This is a genomic window from Streptomyces sp. SID13031 (genome assembly GCF_010548305.1).
In the GTDB taxonomy this organism is placed as follows: Bacteria; Actinomycetota; Actinomycetes; order Propionibacteriales; family Kribbellaceae; genus Kribbella.
The window spans coordinates 275,996-291,549 of the sequence record NZ_JAAGLV010000011.1 but is presented as its reverse complement, the minus strand read 5'-3'; the positions used below and the strand labels follow the sequence as shown (position 1 = coordinate 291,549).

The following is a 15,554-nucleotide window of genomic DNA, read 5'->3' as shown; positions in this document are numbered from 1 at the left end:
GCCGCGCGCTGTTGACAGCGGGTGCTTCAGGCGTAACGCTCGGTGCTGTCTCAGCCGCTGTGGCCATACGCGGCAGTGTCAGTCGAAGACGTGTCAGACACAGACGTGTCAGTTGAACGGGGAGAGAACTTGACGACGCCGGAGCCAAGCCCGGACGGGATGAGACGCGCAGAGCTCGTCGATCGCGCCCAGGCAGGGGACGTCGGTGCGTTCGGCGAGCTGTACGACGAGTACTCGCTGACCGTGTATCGCTACATCTACGCCCGGGTGTCGTCATCGGCACTCGCGGAGGATCTGACCAGTGAGACGTTCGTCCGGGCGCTGCGCGCGCTGGACTCGTTCCGCTGGCAGGGCCGGGACTTCGGCGCCTGGCTCGTGACGATCGCCCGGAACCTGATCACCGACCACTACAAGTCGGGCCGGGTCCGGCTCGAGGTGGTCACCGACGAGATCGAGACGCACGACCGGCAGACCGAGGGCCCGGAGGTGGACGTGCTGGCCGCGGCCACCGCCGAGGTCCTGCGCGATGCCGTGGCCGCGCTGCCCGAGGAGCAGCGCGACTGCCTGACGATGCGATTCTTCGCCGGTCTTTCGATCGCGGAGACGGCCAAGGCGCTGGAGAAATCCGAGGGCGCCGTCAAGCAACTGCAACTGAGGGCCGTCCGGCACTTGGCGAAGGTTATCCCCAAGGACTTGAGGTGAGGAGGATGACAACGAATGTCTTTCGTAACCCGTCAGGGAGTTTCCTCGTTTGCCTGTGTGAGGACCTTTCGGTGACCCCGATCGGCCATTGAGGAGAACGAGAACTCATGAGTGACCTACACAGGGCTCGAGCGCGCGCGGAGACCTTCGCGCACGCCGTCGATCACGGGCCCCGTCACTCTTCGCGACTGAGCGATGACCCTGAGCTGATGGACGCTGTGGAGCTGGTCGGACGGCTGAGGACCGCCGGCGCAGTGACACCGCGACCGGAGTTCGCTGCCGAGCTGAGGCACCGCCTCCTCGAGCAGGCCGCGGCGCGAGCCGCGACCACGACTCCGACCGTGGTACCCAGCGTTCCGGACAGTTCGGACGATCCGCCCGAACGCGAGGACGACGACGCGTCCGTGACAGATATCCGCCATCGTCACGGCCGGCGTATCCGGCTGGTGGCCAGTACCGCCGCGCTGATCCTGCTCGGAGGTGGCATCGGTTCTGCCGCCGCCGCTCAGCAGGCGATGCCCGGCGATCCGCTCTACGGCATGAAGCGCGGCATCGAGAACGTCTCCACCAACGTCAGCGTCGGGGACGACTCCCGGGGCCGGCGCGAGCTCGAGCACGCGAAGACCCGGTTGTCCGAGATCCAGGCGCTGGTGGCCAACGGTGGCGACGTCACCACGATCAACAGCACGCTGACCGATTTCACCGCCCAGGCCCGCAAGGGAATCACCAGACTCGTCGCGTCGTACCAGCAAGACGGCGACCCGGCCTCCATCGCGGAGGTCACCGCGTTCATCACCAGCGCCCGCCAGGCCATCGGTGAGCTCGCTCCGAAGCTGCCGCCCGAATCACTCAAGCCCGCCGTCGAGGCATTGTCGATGCTCGAGCAGCAGGCTCAGCGCACCGCTACGGCCTGCCCGAAGTGCGACAAGCCGAAGCCGGCCAAGAACTCCGGCCCGGCCCCGGCGATCAACCCCGGCACGGAGCCGAGCACGTCGATCAAGGCCGGCCAGACGCCGACCGAGAAGCCGACCACTGCACCGTCCACCATGCCGAGCGCGGGGACCACGGCACCCCCGCAGACGGTGGACACCACCATCGTCGAGGAGCCGACCACCAAGCCGTCCGACCTGAAGACGCCACCCAAGCCATCGAGCAAGCCGAGCACGACACCGTCGGGACCGACCGTCCCCACGCTGCCCACCCCCGGCACCCCCAGCTGGCCCTGGCCCTTCCCTAGCTTGAGTCTGCCCCTCCCGACGGTCAACCTGCCGGGTTTGCTCCAGACTCTGCTCCCACCCTGGAAGTAGCCCTTCCCGACCACCCCGAAGAGCCCGGCTCCCTAGGAGCCGGGCTCTTCGCCATCCCACCCCGGCTCTCACTTTGTGCACGACCTGAGCATCCCGACCCCAGCGAACTGCTCACGTCATGCACAAAGTCGCCTCTCAGGACGCAGGGATGCCGGCGAGCCACCAAGTCGTCAGGCCGACCCGCGGCGGCGCGGCAGAGGCCACTTTGTGCATCAGGTGAGCGTTTGAAGCCGGACCAACTGCTCAGCCCGAGCACAAAGTCGCCTCGCGAGACCGGGCAAGGCGCCGGCGAGATGTGCGGGGCGTGGGCTGTCGGTTCACGGGTCCGCGGTGGGCGTCGGCTGGGCGCAGAATGCGGGCGGAGGCGGCTGGCCGTGCTCAAAGGGGGCGGGGTTAGAAGAAGACGCTGCGGCGTTGCATCAGGAGGGTGTAGAGGGTCTGCTGGATGGTTTCGCGGACCTGGTCGGTGACGTTGAAGACCAGCATCGGGTCGTCGGCGGCGCCGTCGGGGAAGTCGTCGGTGCGGATCGGTTCGCCGAACTCGATCAGCCACTTCGACGGCAGCGGGATCAGGCCGAGCGGGCCGAGCAGCGGGAAGAACGGGGTGACCGGGATATAGGGCACCCCGACCAGCCGGGCCAGTGAGGCCATGTTGCCGACCAGCGGGTAGATCTCCTCGGCGCCGACGATCGAGCACGGCACGATCGGTACGCCGGTCCGCATGGCCGCGCTGACGAAGCCGCCCCGGCCGAACCGCTGCAGCTTGTACCGCTCGCTGAACGGCTTGCCGAGTCCCTTGAACCCCTCCGGCCAGACGCCGACCAGGTTGCCCTGGCGGAGCAGCCGCTCGGCGTCGTCGTTGCTCGCCATCGTCGCGCCACCCTTGCGGGCCAGCTCGCCGACGAAAGGCGTCTTGAACACCAGGTCGGCCGCGAGCGTACGCAGCGGCCGGTTGGTGTGGTCGGCGATGATCAGCTGGGTGATCAGCCCGTCGATCGGCATCGTGCCGGAGTGGTTCGCGACGATCAGCGCGCTGCCGGTCTCGGGGATGTTCTCGATCCCGCGCACCTCGACCCGGAACCACTTCTCCGCGAGCGGGCGCAGGAAGGTCAGCATCACCTGGTCGGTCAGGTCGGCGTCGTAGCCGAACTCGTCGACCTCGTACTCCCCCGTCATCCGCCGGCGCAGGAACGCCAGGAACTCGGCCACCTTCCGCTCACCGTCGACCCCGAGGGTGTCCCGGACGATCTTCTCGAAGGCCGCGAAGTTCTGCAGCGTCGCCGGCTCGCCGGCGAGGTTGTCGGTCGGGTCGTCGGCCGGCTGATCCGGTACGCCGGCCAGTGGCACCTCGCCATCAGCCGCCCGGCCGGCGTTCGCAGACTGATCTGCCCCGCCAGCCTTGCCAACCCGAGCCTTGCCGATCCGCTTCGTCTTGCCCCGACCCACCTCGACCCCACCGACTTCGGCACCGTCGACCTGCGCAGTGCCCGACTGTGTGGCCTCCACCTTGGCGGCGCGGACCCGGGCTCGCTCTGCTCTGGCCTTGGCCGCGTCGGGGCCGGCCAGCGCGCGCGCCGCGGACGATGGCGTCGTACGCCGTCCGCTGCCGCGACCCGGGCGGCCGCCGGAGCCGATCGGGATGACGTCGGCGTCAGCCACGCAAGGCCCCCAGCCCAGCGGTCAGCAAGCGCGTCGCCTGGGTGACCGCCCCGGCGCCGAGGTGACTGCGGAAGTCGTCGAAGGCAGCAGCGGTCGTGTACTCCGGCTCGAAGCCGAATTCGCTTCGCATCCGGGTGGTGTCCACCGCTCGGCCGAAAGTGAGGAAGGTGATCTGGTCAGGCGAGAAGTCGGCCAACCGGGCCCGGCGCACGACTGCCGCAGTACTGGCTGCGGTGAAGGACGGCAGCCGGAAGGCGGGTCGGCCGAGGCGGCGGATCGCCTGGGAGAGCGAGAGCACGCCGTCGCCGGCCAGGTTGAAGGTGCCGGGCAACTCGTTCACGGTCGCGTGATGGATCGCCTCGACGCCGTCGCTCTCGTGCAGGAACTGCAGCCGGGCGTCGAATCCGAACACGGTCGGTATCACCGGCATCGCGAAGTACCGGGTGATCGGGGAGTCGGTCTGCGGGCCGATCCAGTTGGCCATCCGCAAAGTGCTGACGCAGACGTCGGGGCGGCGCCGGGCGAAGCCGCGCACGTACCCCTCGACCTCGACCGCGTCCTTGCTCAACCCGGTCTGGTGGATCGCTCTCGGGGCCATCTCTTCGGTGAACATCGCAGGGTCGCGTGGACCCGCTCCGTACACCGTGGTCGACGACTTGACCACGAGCTTGCGGACGCCGGGCGCCTTCTGACACGCGGCGAGCAGTTGCATGGTGCCGATGACGTTGATCTCTTTCATCGACGACCGTCCCCCGGCGCTGCCAGGGGTCGCCACGACGCCCGTGTGGACGACCGTGTCGACGTCCTCACCGGCGATGACTTTTGCGATGACGGGGTTGCGGATGTCTGCCCGGACGAACCGGACCCGACCGAGCTCGGCCCTTGGTGGCACCACGTCGATGCCGATCACGGTATCGATACCAGGATCGGCTGCCAGGCGGCGGGCACAGCGAGCGCCGGCGTCCCGGGAGACGCCGGTAACCATCACTACCTGTGCCACGAGTACCCCCAGCCAGACAGCAACTCCATCGACGCCGCCCTGACCTGCAGGACGACGGGACTGCTACTTGCCGAGCTTGCGGCGCTGTACCCGCGTCTTCTTCAGCAGCTTGCGGTGCTTCTTCTTCGCCATCCGCTTACGGCGCTTCTTGATTACAGAACCCACAGTTGACCATCCAAACCTAAAGAGAGCGTCAGGAAAGACTACCTGCAGGTCACCTCCCTGACCTAAGCGAGGCCTTTGTGAGCGTGACCGGAGTTCACCAGCGGGCTTGGATAGAGTGGTCTCTCGTCGACTGGGGAGGCCTCATGGGCGCTCGATACAACGGTTTGGCTGGCACGACTCCTCGCCGTACTGGGCGGATGACGGCATCAGGCGCCGGGTCGGCATGCGGCACCTGACCCTCCCCTGCCTCCTCAACGCCTTCCTGCGCCCCGAGCTGACCCTGGAACATGTGGAGGAACCAGGCGACGTCCCAGTCCCCCACGCCCTCGCCTTCAAGGCTCGGAGAAACTGACATGGTCACCCTCGCGCCGTGGTCGGCAGCCGACTTCTGGCTACTGGAACGCTGCAACAGCCCAGAGATGACCGCGTACCTCGGCGGCCCCGAGACCGCGGAGCAGCTCGTGTCGAGGCATGCCCGGTACGTCGAGAACGCGTTCCCGGGCCAGATGTGCGTGATCATCACGGCCGAAGGCAACGCCGCCGGGTCGATCGGCTACTGGGAACACGCCGAAGCCGGCGAGACGGTCTGGGAGACCGGCTGGGCGATCCTGCCGGAGCAGCAGGGCAAGGGCATCGCGACGGCCGCCATCGCCGAGGTGGCGAAGGCTGCCGCGGCCGAAGGGACTCATCGCAGCTTGCATGCCTACCCCGGCGTCGACAACGCGGCGTCGAACGCGCTGTGCCGGAAGGCGGGTTTCACCTTCCAGGCGGCGAGAGAATTCGAGTACCCGAAGGGGCACTGGATGCGCTGCAACGACTGGTCCCTGGAGCTATAGGTAACGTCTTAAAGCCTCAGTGCCTCAGTTGCCTCAGTTGCCTCAGGCGAGGTGTTCCCAGAGGTGAAAGCTGATCTCGCGACCTCTGCTGGTGCGCTTCCGTGGCTCCCCGTCGGTCAAGCGGTAGCCGGCCCGGCGAGCAACAGATTGGCTGGCGGTGTTGCCCGGCTCGATCTCCGCGATCACTCGCGGGAGGTCTGCTGTCTCGTGGGCGTAGGCCGTGATCAGGTTGAGCGCGCGCAGGGCCAGGCCCTGGCCGCGGACGGCCGGGCTGATGGCCACACCGATGCTCTGGTCCTCGAAGCTCAGCAGTACTTCGCCTAGTGGGCGAAGGCCATCTGTGGTGATCGCCAGGTGGAGAAGGCTCTCGTCCGCCTGACCGGAGTCGAGGTATCTCGCCGCGGCGACCAGGTCGAAGGGTGAGGCCAGCGGGGTCCAGCGGGCGACTTCTGGGTTGTCGAACAGGTCGACCATCGCCGGGAGGTCGGCCTCCTGCCATTCGCGCAGGATCAGGCCGTTGCCGGTGATCCGCACCGCGCCCGCAGCGTTGGTCATGTCGGCGGCCCTTCCTCTCGCTAGGTCGATTATCGTGCTCGTGTGGCCAGGCGTGGTGAGATCGGTGTGCTGGCGGTGATCGCTGCCGGTGGGGCGATCGGCGCGTCGGCGAGGTACTTGATCGGTCTCGGCTGGCCGACGCCCGCCGGATCGTTGCCTTGGGCCACGATGGTGATCAACGTGAGCGGTTGTGCGCTGATCGGGGTGTTGATGGTGCTCGTCGCCGACGTGTGGGCCGGGCAGCGGTTGCTGCGGCCGTTCGTCGGGACCGGGATTCTCGGTGGCTTCACCACCTTCTCGACGTACGCGGTCGACCTCCAGCAGTTGATCGCCGACAGGCATCCGGTCACCGCGCTGACCTACCTGTTCGCGACCGTCATCGGCGCGATCGCCGCCGTCTGCGCGGGCACCCAAGTAACCCGGGCACTGGTACGGAGGAGCCGGCCATGAAGCTGCTTCTCGTGATCGCCGGCGCCGTCGTCGGTGCTCCCCTGCGCTATCTGACCGACCGTGCCGTCCAGGCGCGGCATGACAGCGGCTTCCCCTGGGGCACGTTCACCGTCAACGTCATCGGGTCGGCGATTCTCGGCTTCGTCGTCGGCGCCGCCACGGCCGCCGACGCCCCGCACTGGGTCCAGCTCCTCGTCGGTACAGGTTTCTGCGGAGCGCTCACCACCTACTCGACCTTCTCCTACGAGACATTGCGTCTCTGGGAACAGAACGCCAAGCTCCCCGCCGTCGCCAACGTCACGGCCAGCATCCTCGCCGGTCTGGGCGCCGCCTACCTAGGCATAGCCCTCAGCCAGGCCATCTGGACCTCACACTGACCGGTACGTCGTCAACGAGCCAACTGCCCCTACTTCCGCAGCGAGCGGTCATCACCTGGCGCCGACAGGTCAATTGTGGAGGCGGACGGGCATCAGGATGTAGCGGAAGCTGGTTTGGGGGGCTTCTTCCAGGTTGGTGGCGCCGGTGAGTTCGGCGGGTTTGGTGGGGTGGACGAAGGCCAGGTGGGCTATCGGGGTGCCGATGGCGTGCAGGCCGTCCAGCAGGTACGTCGGGTTGAAACCGACTGTCACGGGGTCACCGGTCAGGTGGGTCTCGATGGTTTCGGAGGCTTGGGCCTCGTCGCCGTTGCCTGCGTCGAGGGTGGCGCCGTCGGCCGTGAAGGTGATGCGGACGGGCGCATTGCGCTCGGCGACCAGGGCGACGCGTTTGACCGCCTCGACGAGCGTGGTGGTGTCGATCCGGACGCGGGTCTGAATCGCGTCAGGCTCCGGCATCAGGTTGCGGACCTTGGGGAAGCTCCCGTCGAGCAACCTGGTCGTCGTCCACCGCGAGCCCCCGGACACCTCGCCCGCGAATCCGGCCAGCCCGTCGCCGCCGGCCGCGTCCTTGTCGAGCGACAGTGTGAGGGTCGACCCCGTCATCGCCTTGGCCGTGTCGGACAGCGCCCGGGCAGGGATCAGCGTGGTGGCCGACACCGTCGGCTCGTCCGGCTCCCACTCCAGCTCGCGCACGGCAAGCCTGTACCGGTCGGTGGCGAGCAGGGTGATCGTCGATCCCTCGATCTCCATCCGCACCCCGGTGAAGACCGGCATCGTGTCATCGCGACTGGCGGAACCGGCCACCTGCGAGACAGCTCGAGCGAACACGTCGCTGCTGATCACGCCACTCGACGGCGGTTGGGCCGGCAGCTCCGGATACTCACTCGCCGGCAGCGTCTGCAGCGTGAAGCGGGAGGTCCCGCAAACGAGCAGCGCCTTCGCGCCGTCGACGCTGAAATCGATCACCTGGTGCGGCAGGCTCTTCACGATGTCGGCCACCAGCCGGCCGGAGACCAGGCACCGCCCCGGATCGGACACCTGAGCCGGCAGCGTGACCCGATGTGACGTCTCGTAGTCGAACCCCGACAGCGTCAGCTGCCCCTCCGAGGCCTCCATCAGCAATCCCGCGAGGATCGGCACACTCGGCCGGCTGGGCAGACTTCGCCCCACCCACGCCACCGACTCCACCAGCAGATCCCGCTCCACCCGTACCTTCATGCCGACCGCCTCCCAGCTTCCTCACTAGGTTCCACTCAAACACCGGCCACCGACAGTTTTCGCAGCTGGCAAAACCCCTACGGGCAGACCAGCGACAGCTGGTAATCTCAAGAGCATGAACAACTTCCCGTCGCAGCAGATGATGCCCCGCTAGCCGGGGTTCCAGCGACGGACGTTCGATCGATCCGAGGCCCCCGAGTCGGGGCCTCGTTCGCGTTTCACCGGGCGGCGTCGTCCCGGCTCTCCCTTCACCAGAACCAGAAGAGAGACCACCGATGACGCGTTCCTACGTGACCACCACCATTCCCTTCGTCAACGCCCGGCCACACCTCGGGTTCGCCCTCGAGCTGGTCCAGGCCGACGTGCTCGCCCGGCATCGGCGCCGGCGCGGCGACGAGGTCCGCTTCCTCACCGGAACGGACGAGAACTCCCTGAAGAACGTCCTCGCCGCCGAGGCGGAGGGCATCGCGGTACAGGAGCTGGTCGATCGCAACGCCACCGCCTTCGAAGGCTTGCGAGAGCCGCTCGCGCTGTCGTTCGACGACTTCATCCGGACCAGCAGCGATCCCCGGCACCGAGTCGGCGTCGAACACATCTGGGAGCGCTGCGCCGAGGCCGGCGACCTCTACCGGAAGCACTACGAGGGCCTGTACTGCGTCGGCTGCGAGCAGTTCTACCAACCCGACGACCTCGTCGACGGCCGCTGTCCCGACCACGGCACCGAACCGCAACTGGTCGCCGAGGAGAACTGGTTCTTCCGCCTCTCCCGGTACGCCGAACCGCTGCGCGAGCTGATCACGAGCGGGCGACTCAGGATCGAGCCGGCCACCCGGCGCAACGAAGTACTGAGCCTGATCGACAGCGGGCTGCACGACTTCTCCGTCTCACGGTCGCAGCGCCGGGCGCGCGGCTGGGGCATCCCCGTGCCCGGCGACCCTGACCAGGTCGTCTACGTCTGGTGGGATGCCCTCGGCAACTATGTGTCCAGCCTCGGGTACGGCACCGACAACCCTGATCTCGAGCACTGGTGGCAGCAGTCCGACAGCCGGATTCACCTGCTGGGCAAGGGAGTCATCCGGTTCCACGCCGTCTACTGGCCGGCGACACTGCTCTCGGCCGGCCTCGTGTTGCCGACCGAGATCCTGGTCCACGACTACCTCACCGTCGACGGCCGCAAGATCAGCAAGTCCGCCGGTACGACGATCGACCCGGCCGAGCTCGTCGACGAGGTCGGCACGGATGCCGTCCGCTGGTGGCTGCTCCGCGACGTCCCGAGGATCGGCGACGCGGACTTCACCCGGGAACGCCTGATCGCCCGCAGCAACACCGACCTCGCCGGCGGCCTCGGCAACCTCGTCAACCGGGTCGTCTCACTCATCCACCGGTACTACGAGGGCCGCGTTCCCCTCGTCGCCTCAGAACCCGGGGAGCTCCAAACCGCCGTCACCAACGCCCCCGACCGAATCGAGAAGGCCTTGGCGAACTACGATTTCCGCCAAGCAGCCACCGCCCTGTGGGACATCGTCGAAGCCGCCAACCGCTACATCGAGACCACAGCTCCCTGGAAGCTCGCCAAGACCCAGGATCCCTTGCTGGAAAGGGTCCTGGCCACGCTCCATGACGCCTGCCTGCACCTCGCCGGGGAGCTGTCACCGTTCCTCCCCGGCGCGGCCGAACGCATCATCACGCAGTGCACACCGGTCGATGGCGTGCTCCCGCCCGCGACTCCGCTGTTCCCCAGGCTCACCTGAGCTTGCGCAGGGGCGAGAGGAGGAAGGTCACCGGCGAAAGGCAGAGCCCTAGAGCAGCCAGGAGCAGAGCGGTGCGGGTCCCGAAGTGGGCGGCGAGCGCGCCGCCCACTAAGGACCCGACCGGCGTGAGCCCCAGGCCGAGGAAGTTCATCGTGGCCGCGACCCGCCCCTGCAATCCCAACGGCGTCACGGTCTGCCGAATGACCATCGTGGCGAGGTCGACGGTCTGACTGAAGGTACCGAAAACGAAATTGATCGCGATCAGCAAGACGACCGAACTGTGAACAGCGGGCAGACACAACATCGCGCCGTCCGAGACAAGTGCCGCCACGATCACCACCCGGCCGTAGCCGAACCGCCTGGGCTGACTGGCCGACAGCAACGACCCCAGCAACGCTCCAGGACCGAAGGCGGCCAGTACCAGCCCGAGCGTCGCGCCTGGCAACTCCAGTGTGCGCGAGAGGAAGAGCAGGTACGCCGTCATCAGCGCCGCGAACGAGAACTGGTACAGGCTGGACGCGATCACGATCGTCCGCAGGGAAGTGTGCCCCGCGACCAGCAGCAGCCCTGCACGGATCTGTCGCACCAGGCCGCCGGGCGACTCTGTGGTGGCGAGCACGTCCGGGCGCTGGATCCGCCGGATGGACAGGAACGAAACGACGAAGAAGGCACTCCCCACCACCGCCGCGATCGGTGCCGTGAGCAAGGAAATCAAACCGCCCCCGACCGCCGGCCCACAGATCTGCGCGGCGGATCTACTCCCTTCGAGCGCACTGTTGCCCGCGGCGAGCTGATCGCGGGCCACCAGCCGTGGCAGCGAGGCCTGGTAGGCGACGTCGAAGCAGACCGTGCAGATCCCGGTCAGGAACGCCACGACATACAGCCAGGGAAGCCCGAGAACCCCCAGTAGATAAGCGATCGGGATGGCGCCCAGGACGACGGCGCGGCCGAAGTCGGCGAGCACCATCAGGTGGCGAGCCCGCCAACGGTCGACCAGCGCACCGAAGTACAGGGCGAAGAGCAGGATCGGCGCCTGCTGGACAGCGCGGAGTACGCCGAGCTGCCCGGCACTCGCACCGAGGGTGGTGACGGCGATCAGCGGCAGCGTGACCTGACTGGCCTGCGCGCCGAGCTGGGAAGAGGTCTGGCCGATCCAGAGACGGACGAAATCACGATCGGCCCACAGCGTGGCTGACACGAGGAGATCCTTCGAGAAGCCCTGCCTGGGCAGGGAGAAAGGCTCACGGTGCCACCACCAGGAGGCAGCACACGATGACGGACAACGTCAACGCGTGCGCGAACTACCGGGTATCTCCAACTCCATCAGCATCACGACCCGCAGCCTAGTCGCCGTCGCCGAACCGGGACAACCGCATTCGACGACGGTCACCGCCAAGGCCGGCTAGGCCGCGTGGACGTGTTCTGCGGTACTACGTACTGCGGCGAGCGTGGACTGCAGGGCGGGATGGAGCAGCTGCCCGTTGCGTTTCACCGCCTTGCCGGCAACCAGGACGGTGTCGATGTTGCCGGGGTGGGCGGCGGTGGCGACGGTGGCGATCGGGTCGTGGAGGCCGCCGATCAGGTTGATGTCGGAGGCGCGGAGCAGGATCAGGTCGGCTTGTTTGCCGGGGCGCAGCGAGCCGATCTGGTCGGCCAGGCCGAGCGCCCGGGCGCCTTCCAGGGTGGCGATCCTGAGCACCTCGGCGGCGGTCAGGGTTTGGTAGCCGAGGGCGAGGACCGAGCGCATCGCGTTGAACATGTCACCCGGCACAGTGGTCACGACGTCGATCCCGAGGCCGGTGGTCACGCCGGCGGCCTTCAACCGGCCGGTCAGCTGGTCGCCCATCTCCATCCGCGCCTCGACCGCCGGAGTGACGGCGACTGCGGCGCCGGAGTCCGCGATCAGCTTCAGCTCGGAGTCCGGCAGGTTGTTCCCGTGCACGTACAGCACATCGGAGCGCAGCAAGCCCTCGTCCTGCAACAGTTGCAGCGGATGGGTCGCCACCGGGCTACTCATGATGTGCACGACGATCGGCAGCCCGAGCTCGGCTGCGAGTGCCCAGTCGGCACGAGTGACCTCGATCGGCGCGAACGCAGGCCCGATCGCGGCGACTGCCGGCGTGATCAACCCGGACACCCGGTCCACGACATGCCTCATACCAGCCGGATCGACCGCGATGCCCAGCGTCGCCGACTGGCCGTAGCCGAAGACCGCGCGGATCCCGCTGGACACCAGGCTGTCGAGCGCCGCGTCGGTGTGCTCGCGGCTGTGTTGCACGTGCGAGTAGTCCTGCACGGTGGTGATCCCCGCGTCCAGGCACTCCAGCGCTCCCGCAAGGTTGCCTGCGGCAACATCTTCCGGCCGGTACTGGCCGCCGTACCCGCTGAGCACCTGCTCGATGTACCCCATCAGATCCGTGTCGACCGCGGTCCCGCGCAGGGCGGTCTCCCATAGGTGCCGATGCGTGTCCACGAACCCGGGCAGCACGATCCGGTCGGTGGCGTCGATCACCTCGGCGTCGGTGACCTCCAGCCCGGCCCCGACGGCCGCGATCCGGCCGTCCTCGATCAGTACGTCGGTGTCGCGGTGGACGGTGACGGTGGGCTCGGTGTCGATCACGAGTCCGCCGCGCAACAGCAGTCGGTTCATCCTCATTCATCTCCCTCACTCGAAAGCTTTATTGAAAGCTATCACCAAAGCCAACTAGGCTGTCAACCACCAGACCGCGCAGAGGTGGGGAGCGACCATGACGACTGACCGGGTGGGCGAGTTGATCGCGGCTTGGCAGCAGGAGTTGCCGTCCGTGCTCCACCCGACGACCGAGCTGACCAAGCGGGTGATGCTGCTGGCCGGCGACCTGAACGAGGTGACCCGCCGGGTGCTGCGCGAGCTGGGGCTGACGACCGCCGAGTTCGACGTCCTGGGCTCGCTCCGGCGGTCCGGAGCACCGTGCCGGATGAAGCCGACAGACCTCAGCCGCAGCCTGCTGCTCTCCTCGGGCGGGACGAGCAACGTGGTCAACCAGCTGGTCAACCGCGGTCTGGTGGTGCGCGAGCCCGATCCGGACGACGGCCGCGGGACGCAGATCCGGCTGACCGCGAAGGGCATCGAGGTCGCAGAGCAGGCCGTGCTGGCGACTTCGGCCGCCCACGACGAGATGTGGGCCGGTCTACCGGCGGACGCTCTGCAGGCCGCCACCGAGGCGCTGCGGCCGCTGCTCACCGAGAACCGGCCGGCGGCGCGCGCCCGGCGTACCGAGATCCGCAGCTAGTACAGGCCCAGGCAGTACAAGCCCAGACGGTACAAGCCCAGACAGGGCGAAGCGGCCGGTCCCTTGGAGGGATTCCGGCCGCTTTCGCTTCTCGTGGTTATCCGGTTTGGTAGAACGCGCCCTTGAGGTAGTCGTGCACCGCGCCCTCAGACACCCGGAACGATCGACCCACCCGCACCGCGGGCAGTTCTCCGGAGTGCACCAACCGGTACACCGTCATCTTGGACACGCGCATGGCCGTAGCGACCTCCGCCACGGTCAGAAACTTCACCTCGGCGAGCGGCGACTCACCACCGGACTTCTTTGATGCCATAACGCACCGCACTTCCAGCACGAGTCGTGCGCCGGCTTCCCCTCCGGCACCTCCGCCCGTGCATGAACCGAGCGTAGTGGCTGTTGGTGCGAATGGGAAAGGGGGTGTCTGGTGTGACTGGATGGTCAGCCCAGATCCAGCCCGAGTCCAGCCCGGCTCTAGTAGCTCGGATCGAGCCCGAGCAGCGGGAAACTGATGTCCCGGGTCGCCTTGATCGAGCGATCCAGCCAGGTGTCGGGGTTGTAGCCGGTCGACCAGTCGGTGTAGATCGGGGCCCGCCCGTCCGTCATCCGCGACGGCGCGACCCGCCCGAACCGGATCCGGACCTCCTCGCGCCACGCCTCCGGCACCGCCGTCTCCGGGTCGATCGGCTCGCCGGCCACGATCGCGAGCAGATGCGACCAGGCCCGCGGTACGACGTCGATGATCGCGTACCCACCGCCACCGGTGGCGACCCATTTGCCCTCGCAGACCTCGTGGGCCAGGTCATGCAGAGCCAGGTACGCCGCGCGCTGCCCGTCCACCGTCTTGGTCAGATGAGCCAGCGGGTCCTCCACATGGGAGTCGCAGCCGTGTTGCGTCACCAGGATCGACGGCCGGAACGCCTTCACCACATCCGGCACGATCGCGTGGAACGCGCGCAGCCAGCCCGCATCCCCCGTCCCGGGCGGCAGCGGGATGTTGACCGCAGAGCCCTCCGCATCCGGCCCACCGGTCTCCCCCGCCGACCCCGTCCCCGGGAACAGCGTGGTCGGCGACTCGTGCACACTCACGGTCAGTACTCGCGGGTCGTTGTAGAACACCGCCTGTACGCCGTCGCCGTGGTGCACGTCGACGTCGACGTACGCGACCCGCTCGGCGCCGTGGTCGAGCAGCCACTGGATCGCGACGGCCGGGTCGTTGTAGACGCAGAAGCCGCTGGCCGTCGAGGGCATCGCGTGGTGCAGCCCGCCGGAGATGTTGGCGGCGTGCAGCACGTCGCCCTCCCAGACGGCGCGGGCCGCCTCGACGGTCGCACCGACCACATGCGCCGACGCCTCGTGCATCTGCGGGAAGCAGTACGTGTCGTCCGTACCGAGGCCGTGCTCCGGATCCGGCTGATCAGGATTTGCGCCGGCCCGCTTCACAGCCTCGATGTACTCGGCGGTGTGCACGGTCCGCAGCAGGGCGTCGTCGGCGACCGGCGCGGGCACCACCTTCAGTTTATCGAGTACGCCGAGGGCGCGGGCCAGCCGAATCGTCAGATCCACCCGGATCGGACTCATCGGATGCCCATGGCCGAAGTCGTACGCCGTCAGACCTTCGTCGAAGACCAGCATCGCCTCACCACTCATGCCCCCGACCATAGCCCGCGAGCGCGTTACGGGCCTCCGCTTGACCTCAACTCAGGTTCAGGTTGCAGGGTTGGCGGATGAGTATCTTCAGCCGCGGTGAACTGGAATTCCTGGCCGGACAAAAGCTCGGCCGGCTGGCCACGAAGGTCCCGGACGGCACCCTGCAGAACAACCCGGTCGGGTACTTCGTCAGCGACGAGTACATCGACATCGGCGGACACGGGATGGGGGCCAGCCGCAAGTTCAGCAATGTCCAGGCCGACCCACAGGTGTCGCTCGTCATCGACGATCTGTCCACCGACCAGGGCTGGGTGGTTCGCGGCATCGAGATCCGCGGCCGGGCCGAGGCCGTCACCGACGTGGCCCCACCGATGCCCGGCTTCAGCCGGGAGATCATCCGGATCCGTCCCGACCGCATCCTCAGCTGGGGGTTCGACGACAGCAGCCGTCGCAACGTCGCTCCCTGATGGAGGAGGAGTGGCGGCGAGGCCCCCGTCCGGTTATTGTTTTGGTGTGAACAGACTGACTCTGCAGCAGTGGTGGGCCGCTTAGGCGGACCCCTTGCGTTCACACGCATCCAAAAGGCCGCCTCGCCGAGGCGGCCTTTTTGTTTGC

At 67.8% G+C, this 15,554-nt stretch carries 17 protein-coding genes; 8 read left to right on the top strand and 9 right to left on the bottom strand.

Annotation, left to right across the window (positions count from 1 at the left end):
- Window positions 1–159: 159 nt before the first annotated feature.
- Window positions 160–702 (top strand): sigma-70 family RNA polymerase sigma factor, encoded by a 543-nt coding sequence (locus G3I17_RS23245; protein ID WP_020388025.1) that lies wholly within the window; start codon window positions 160–162, stop codon window positions 700–702.
- Between the two features lie 209 nt (window positions 703–911).
- Window positions 912–2,009 carry a DUF5667 domain-containing protein gene (locus tag G3I17_RS23240; RefSeq protein ID WP_164599659.1) on the top strand — a complete coding sequence of 366 codons (1,098 nt, stop codon included), beginning with the start codon at window positions 912–914 and terminating at the stop codon, window positions 2,007–2,009.
- 393 nt (window positions 2,010–2,402) lie between these two features.
- Here the strand turns inward: G3I17_RS23240 and G3I17_RS39975 are convergent, their stop codons facing one another.
- The 3 genes from G3I17_RS39975 to G3I17_RS23225 form a co-directional block, all read right to left on the bottom strand.
- Window positions 2,403–3,668, bottom strand: a complete 1,266-nt coding sequence (locus G3I17_RS39975) for a lysophospholipid acyltransferase family protein (RefSeq protein ID WP_164599658.1) — start codon at window positions 3,666–3,668, stop codon at window positions 2,403–2,405.
- A complete protein-coding gene (locus G3I17_RS23230; protein WP_343238384.1) occupies window positions 3,661–4,668 on the bottom strand; it encodes an NAD-dependent epimerase/dehydratase family protein in 1,008 nt (335 codons plus the stop codon). Before G3I17_RS23230 ends, G3I17_RS39975 begins: the two co-directional genes overlap by 8 nt.
- 63 nt (window positions 4,669–4,731) lie before the next feature.
- The gene (locus tag G3I17_RS23225; protein WP_008356322.1) at window positions 4,732–4,833 is read right to left on the bottom strand and encodes an AURKAIP1/COX24 domain-containing protein; all 102 of its coding nucleotides are present in this window, start codon (window positions 4,831–4,833) and stop codon (window positions 4,732–4,734) included.
- Window positions 4,834–5,186: 353 nt separating this feature from the next.
- Here G3I17_RS23225 and G3I17_RS23220 point away from each other — a divergent pair, with 353 nt between their 5' ends.
- Window positions 5,187–5,669, top strand: coding sequence for a GNAT family protein (locus G3I17_RS23220; RefSeq protein WP_164599657.1), 483 nt, complete (start codon window positions 5,187–5,189; stop codon window positions 5,667–5,669).
- Window positions 5,670–5,711: 42 nt separating this feature from the next.
- Here G3I17_RS23220 and G3I17_RS23215 read toward each other — a convergent pair whose 3' ends face one another.
- Entirely contained in the window at window positions 5,712–6,224 is a 513-nt protein-coding gene (locus tag G3I17_RS23215) for a GNAT family N-acetyltransferase (RefSeq protein WP_164599656.1), read from the bottom strand.
- A gap of 42 nt (window positions 6,225–6,266) precedes the next feature.
- Between G3I17_RS23215 and crcB (G3I17_RS23210) the strand changes: the two genes are divergently transcribed.
- Both crcB (G3I17_RS23210) and crcB (G3I17_RS23205) read left to right on the top strand, forming a co-directional pair.
- Window positions 6,267–6,674: a fluoride efflux transporter CrcB gene (crcB, locus tag G3I17_RS23210; RefSeq protein WP_164599655.1), complete on the top strand. Its 408-nt coding sequence runs from the start codon at window positions 6,267–6,269 to the stop codon at window positions 6,672–6,674.
- Complete coding sequence (gene crcB / locus G3I17_RS23205; RefSeq protein WP_164599654.1) at window positions 6,671–7,051, top strand: fluoride efflux transporter CrcB; 381 nt, start codon at window positions 6,671–6,673, stop codon at window positions 7,049–7,051. The genes crcB (G3I17_RS23210) and crcB (G3I17_RS23205) overlap by 4 nt, the downstream gene beginning before the upstream one ends.
- Window positions 7,052–7,120: 69 nt before the next feature.
- Here crcB (G3I17_RS23205) and dnaN read toward each other — a convergent pair whose 3' ends face one another.
- Window positions 7,121–8,269: a DNA polymerase III subunit beta gene (dnaN, locus tag G3I17_RS23200; RefSeq protein WP_164599653.1), complete on the bottom strand. Its 1,149-nt coding sequence runs from the start codon at window positions 8,267–8,269 to the stop codon at window positions 7,121–7,123.
- A 275-nt stretch (window positions 8,270–8,544) separates the two neighbouring features.
- Here dnaN and G3I17_RS23195 point away from each other — a divergent pair, with 275 nt between their 5' ends.
- Window positions 8,545–10,020 (top strand): methionine--tRNA ligase, encoded by a 1,476-nt coding sequence (locus tag G3I17_RS23195; protein WP_164599652.1) that lies wholly within the window; start codon window positions 8,545–8,547, stop codon window positions 10,018–10,020.
- Here G3I17_RS23195 and G3I17_RS23190 read toward each other — a convergent pair.
- Complete coding sequence (locus G3I17_RS23190; protein WP_164599651.1) at window positions 10,013–11,218, bottom strand: MFS transporter; 1,206 nt, start codon at window positions 11,216–11,218, stop codon at window positions 10,013–10,015. The genes G3I17_RS23195 and G3I17_RS23190 overlap by 8 nt on opposite strands.
- A gap of 204 nt (window positions 11,219–11,422) precedes the next feature.
- A complete protein-coding gene (locus G3I17_RS23185; RefSeq protein ID WP_239062784.1) occupies window positions 11,423–12,670 on the bottom strand; it encodes an amidohydrolase family protein in 1,248 nt (415 codons plus the stop codon).
- 97 nt (window positions 12,671–12,767) lie between these two features.
- On the opposite strand from G3I17_RS23185, the gene G3I17_RS23180 reads away from it, so the two are divergent.
- Window positions 12,768–13,292 carry a MarR family transcriptional regulator gene (locus G3I17_RS23180; RefSeq protein WP_164599649.1) on the top strand — a complete coding sequence of 175 codons (525 nt, stop codon included), beginning with the start codon at window positions 12,768–12,770 and terminating at the stop codon, window positions 13,290–13,292.
- A 97-nt stretch (window positions 13,293–13,389) separates the two neighbouring features.
- On the opposite strand, the gene G3I17_RS23175 is transcribed toward G3I17_RS23180, so the two are convergent.
- Both G3I17_RS23175 and G3I17_RS23170 read right to left on the bottom strand, forming a co-directional pair.
- The gene (locus G3I17_RS23175; RefSeq protein ID WP_164599648.1) at window positions 13,390–13,605 is read right to left on the bottom strand and encodes a helix-turn-helix domain-containing protein; all 216 of its coding nucleotides are present in this window, start codon (window positions 13,603–13,605) and stop codon (window positions 13,390–13,392) included.
- A gap of 158 nt (window positions 13,606–13,763) precedes the next feature.
- Window positions 13,764–14,939: an acetoin utilization protein AcuC gene (locus G3I17_RS23170; RefSeq protein WP_164599647.1), complete on the bottom strand. Its 1,176-nt coding sequence runs from the start codon at window positions 14,937–14,939 to the stop codon at window positions 13,764–13,766.
- A gap of 77 nt (window positions 14,940–15,016) precedes the next feature.
- On the opposite strand from G3I17_RS23170, the gene G3I17_RS23165 reads away from it, so the two are divergent.
- Complete coding sequence (locus tag G3I17_RS23165) at window positions 15,017–15,406, top strand: PPOX class F420-dependent oxidoreductase (RefSeq protein ID WP_203590616.1); 390 nt, start codon at window positions 15,017–15,019, stop codon at window positions 15,404–15,406.
- Window positions 15,407–15,554 lie beyond the last annotated feature (148 nt).

Excerpts from the sequence above, each read along its gene's own strand:
- G3I17_RS23220 (WP_164599657.1), top strand. The coding sequence starts at position 5,187 with ATGGTCACCCTCGCGCCGTGGTCGGCAGCCGACTTCTGGCTACTGGAA.
- G3I17_RS23195 (WP_164599652.1), top strand. The coding sequence starts at position 8,545 with ATGACGCGTTCCTACGTGACCACCACCATTCCCTTCGTCAACGCCCGG.
- crcB (WP_164599654.1), top strand. The coding sequence starts at position 6,671 with ATGAAGCTGCTTCTCGTGATCGCCGGCGCCGTCGTCGGTGCTCCCCTG.
- G3I17_RS23185 (WP_239062784.1), bottom strand. The coding sequence starts at position 12,670 with ATGAACCGACTGCTGTTGCGCGGCGGACTCGTGATCGACACCGAGCCC.
- G3I17_RS23165 (WP_203590616.1), top strand. The coding sequence starts at position 15,017 with ATGAGTATCTTCAGCCGCGGTGAACTGGAATTCCTGGCCGGACAAAAG.
- G3I17_RS23245 (WP_020388025.1), top strand. The coding sequence starts at position 160 with ATGAGACGCGCAGAGCTCGTCGATCGCGCCCAGGCAGGGGACGTCGGT.
- dnaN (WP_164599653.1), bottom strand. The coding sequence starts at position 8,269 with ATGAAGGTACGGGTGGAGCGGGATCTGCTGGTGGAGTCGGTGGCGTGG.
- G3I17_RS23180 (WP_164599649.1), top strand. The coding sequence starts at position 12,768 with ATGACGACTGACCGGGTGGGCGAGTTGATCGCGGCTTGGCAGCAGGAG.
- G3I17_RS23240 (WP_164599659.1), top strand. The coding sequence starts at position 912 with ATGGACGCTGTGGAGCTGGTCGGACGGCTGAGGACCGCCGGCGCAGTG.
- G3I17_RS23170 (WP_164599647.1), bottom strand. The coding sequence starts at position 14,939 with ATGAGTGGTGAGGCGATGCTGGTCTTCGACGAAGGTCTGACGGCGTAC.
- G3I17_RS23175 (WP_164599648.1), bottom strand. The coding sequence starts at position 13,605 with ATGGCATCAAAGAAGTCCGGTGGTGAGTCGCCGCTCGCCGAGGTGAAG.
- G3I17_RS23215 (WP_164599656.1), bottom strand. The coding sequence starts at position 6,224 with ATGACCAACGCTGCGGGCGCGGTGCGGATCACCGGCAACGGCCTGATC.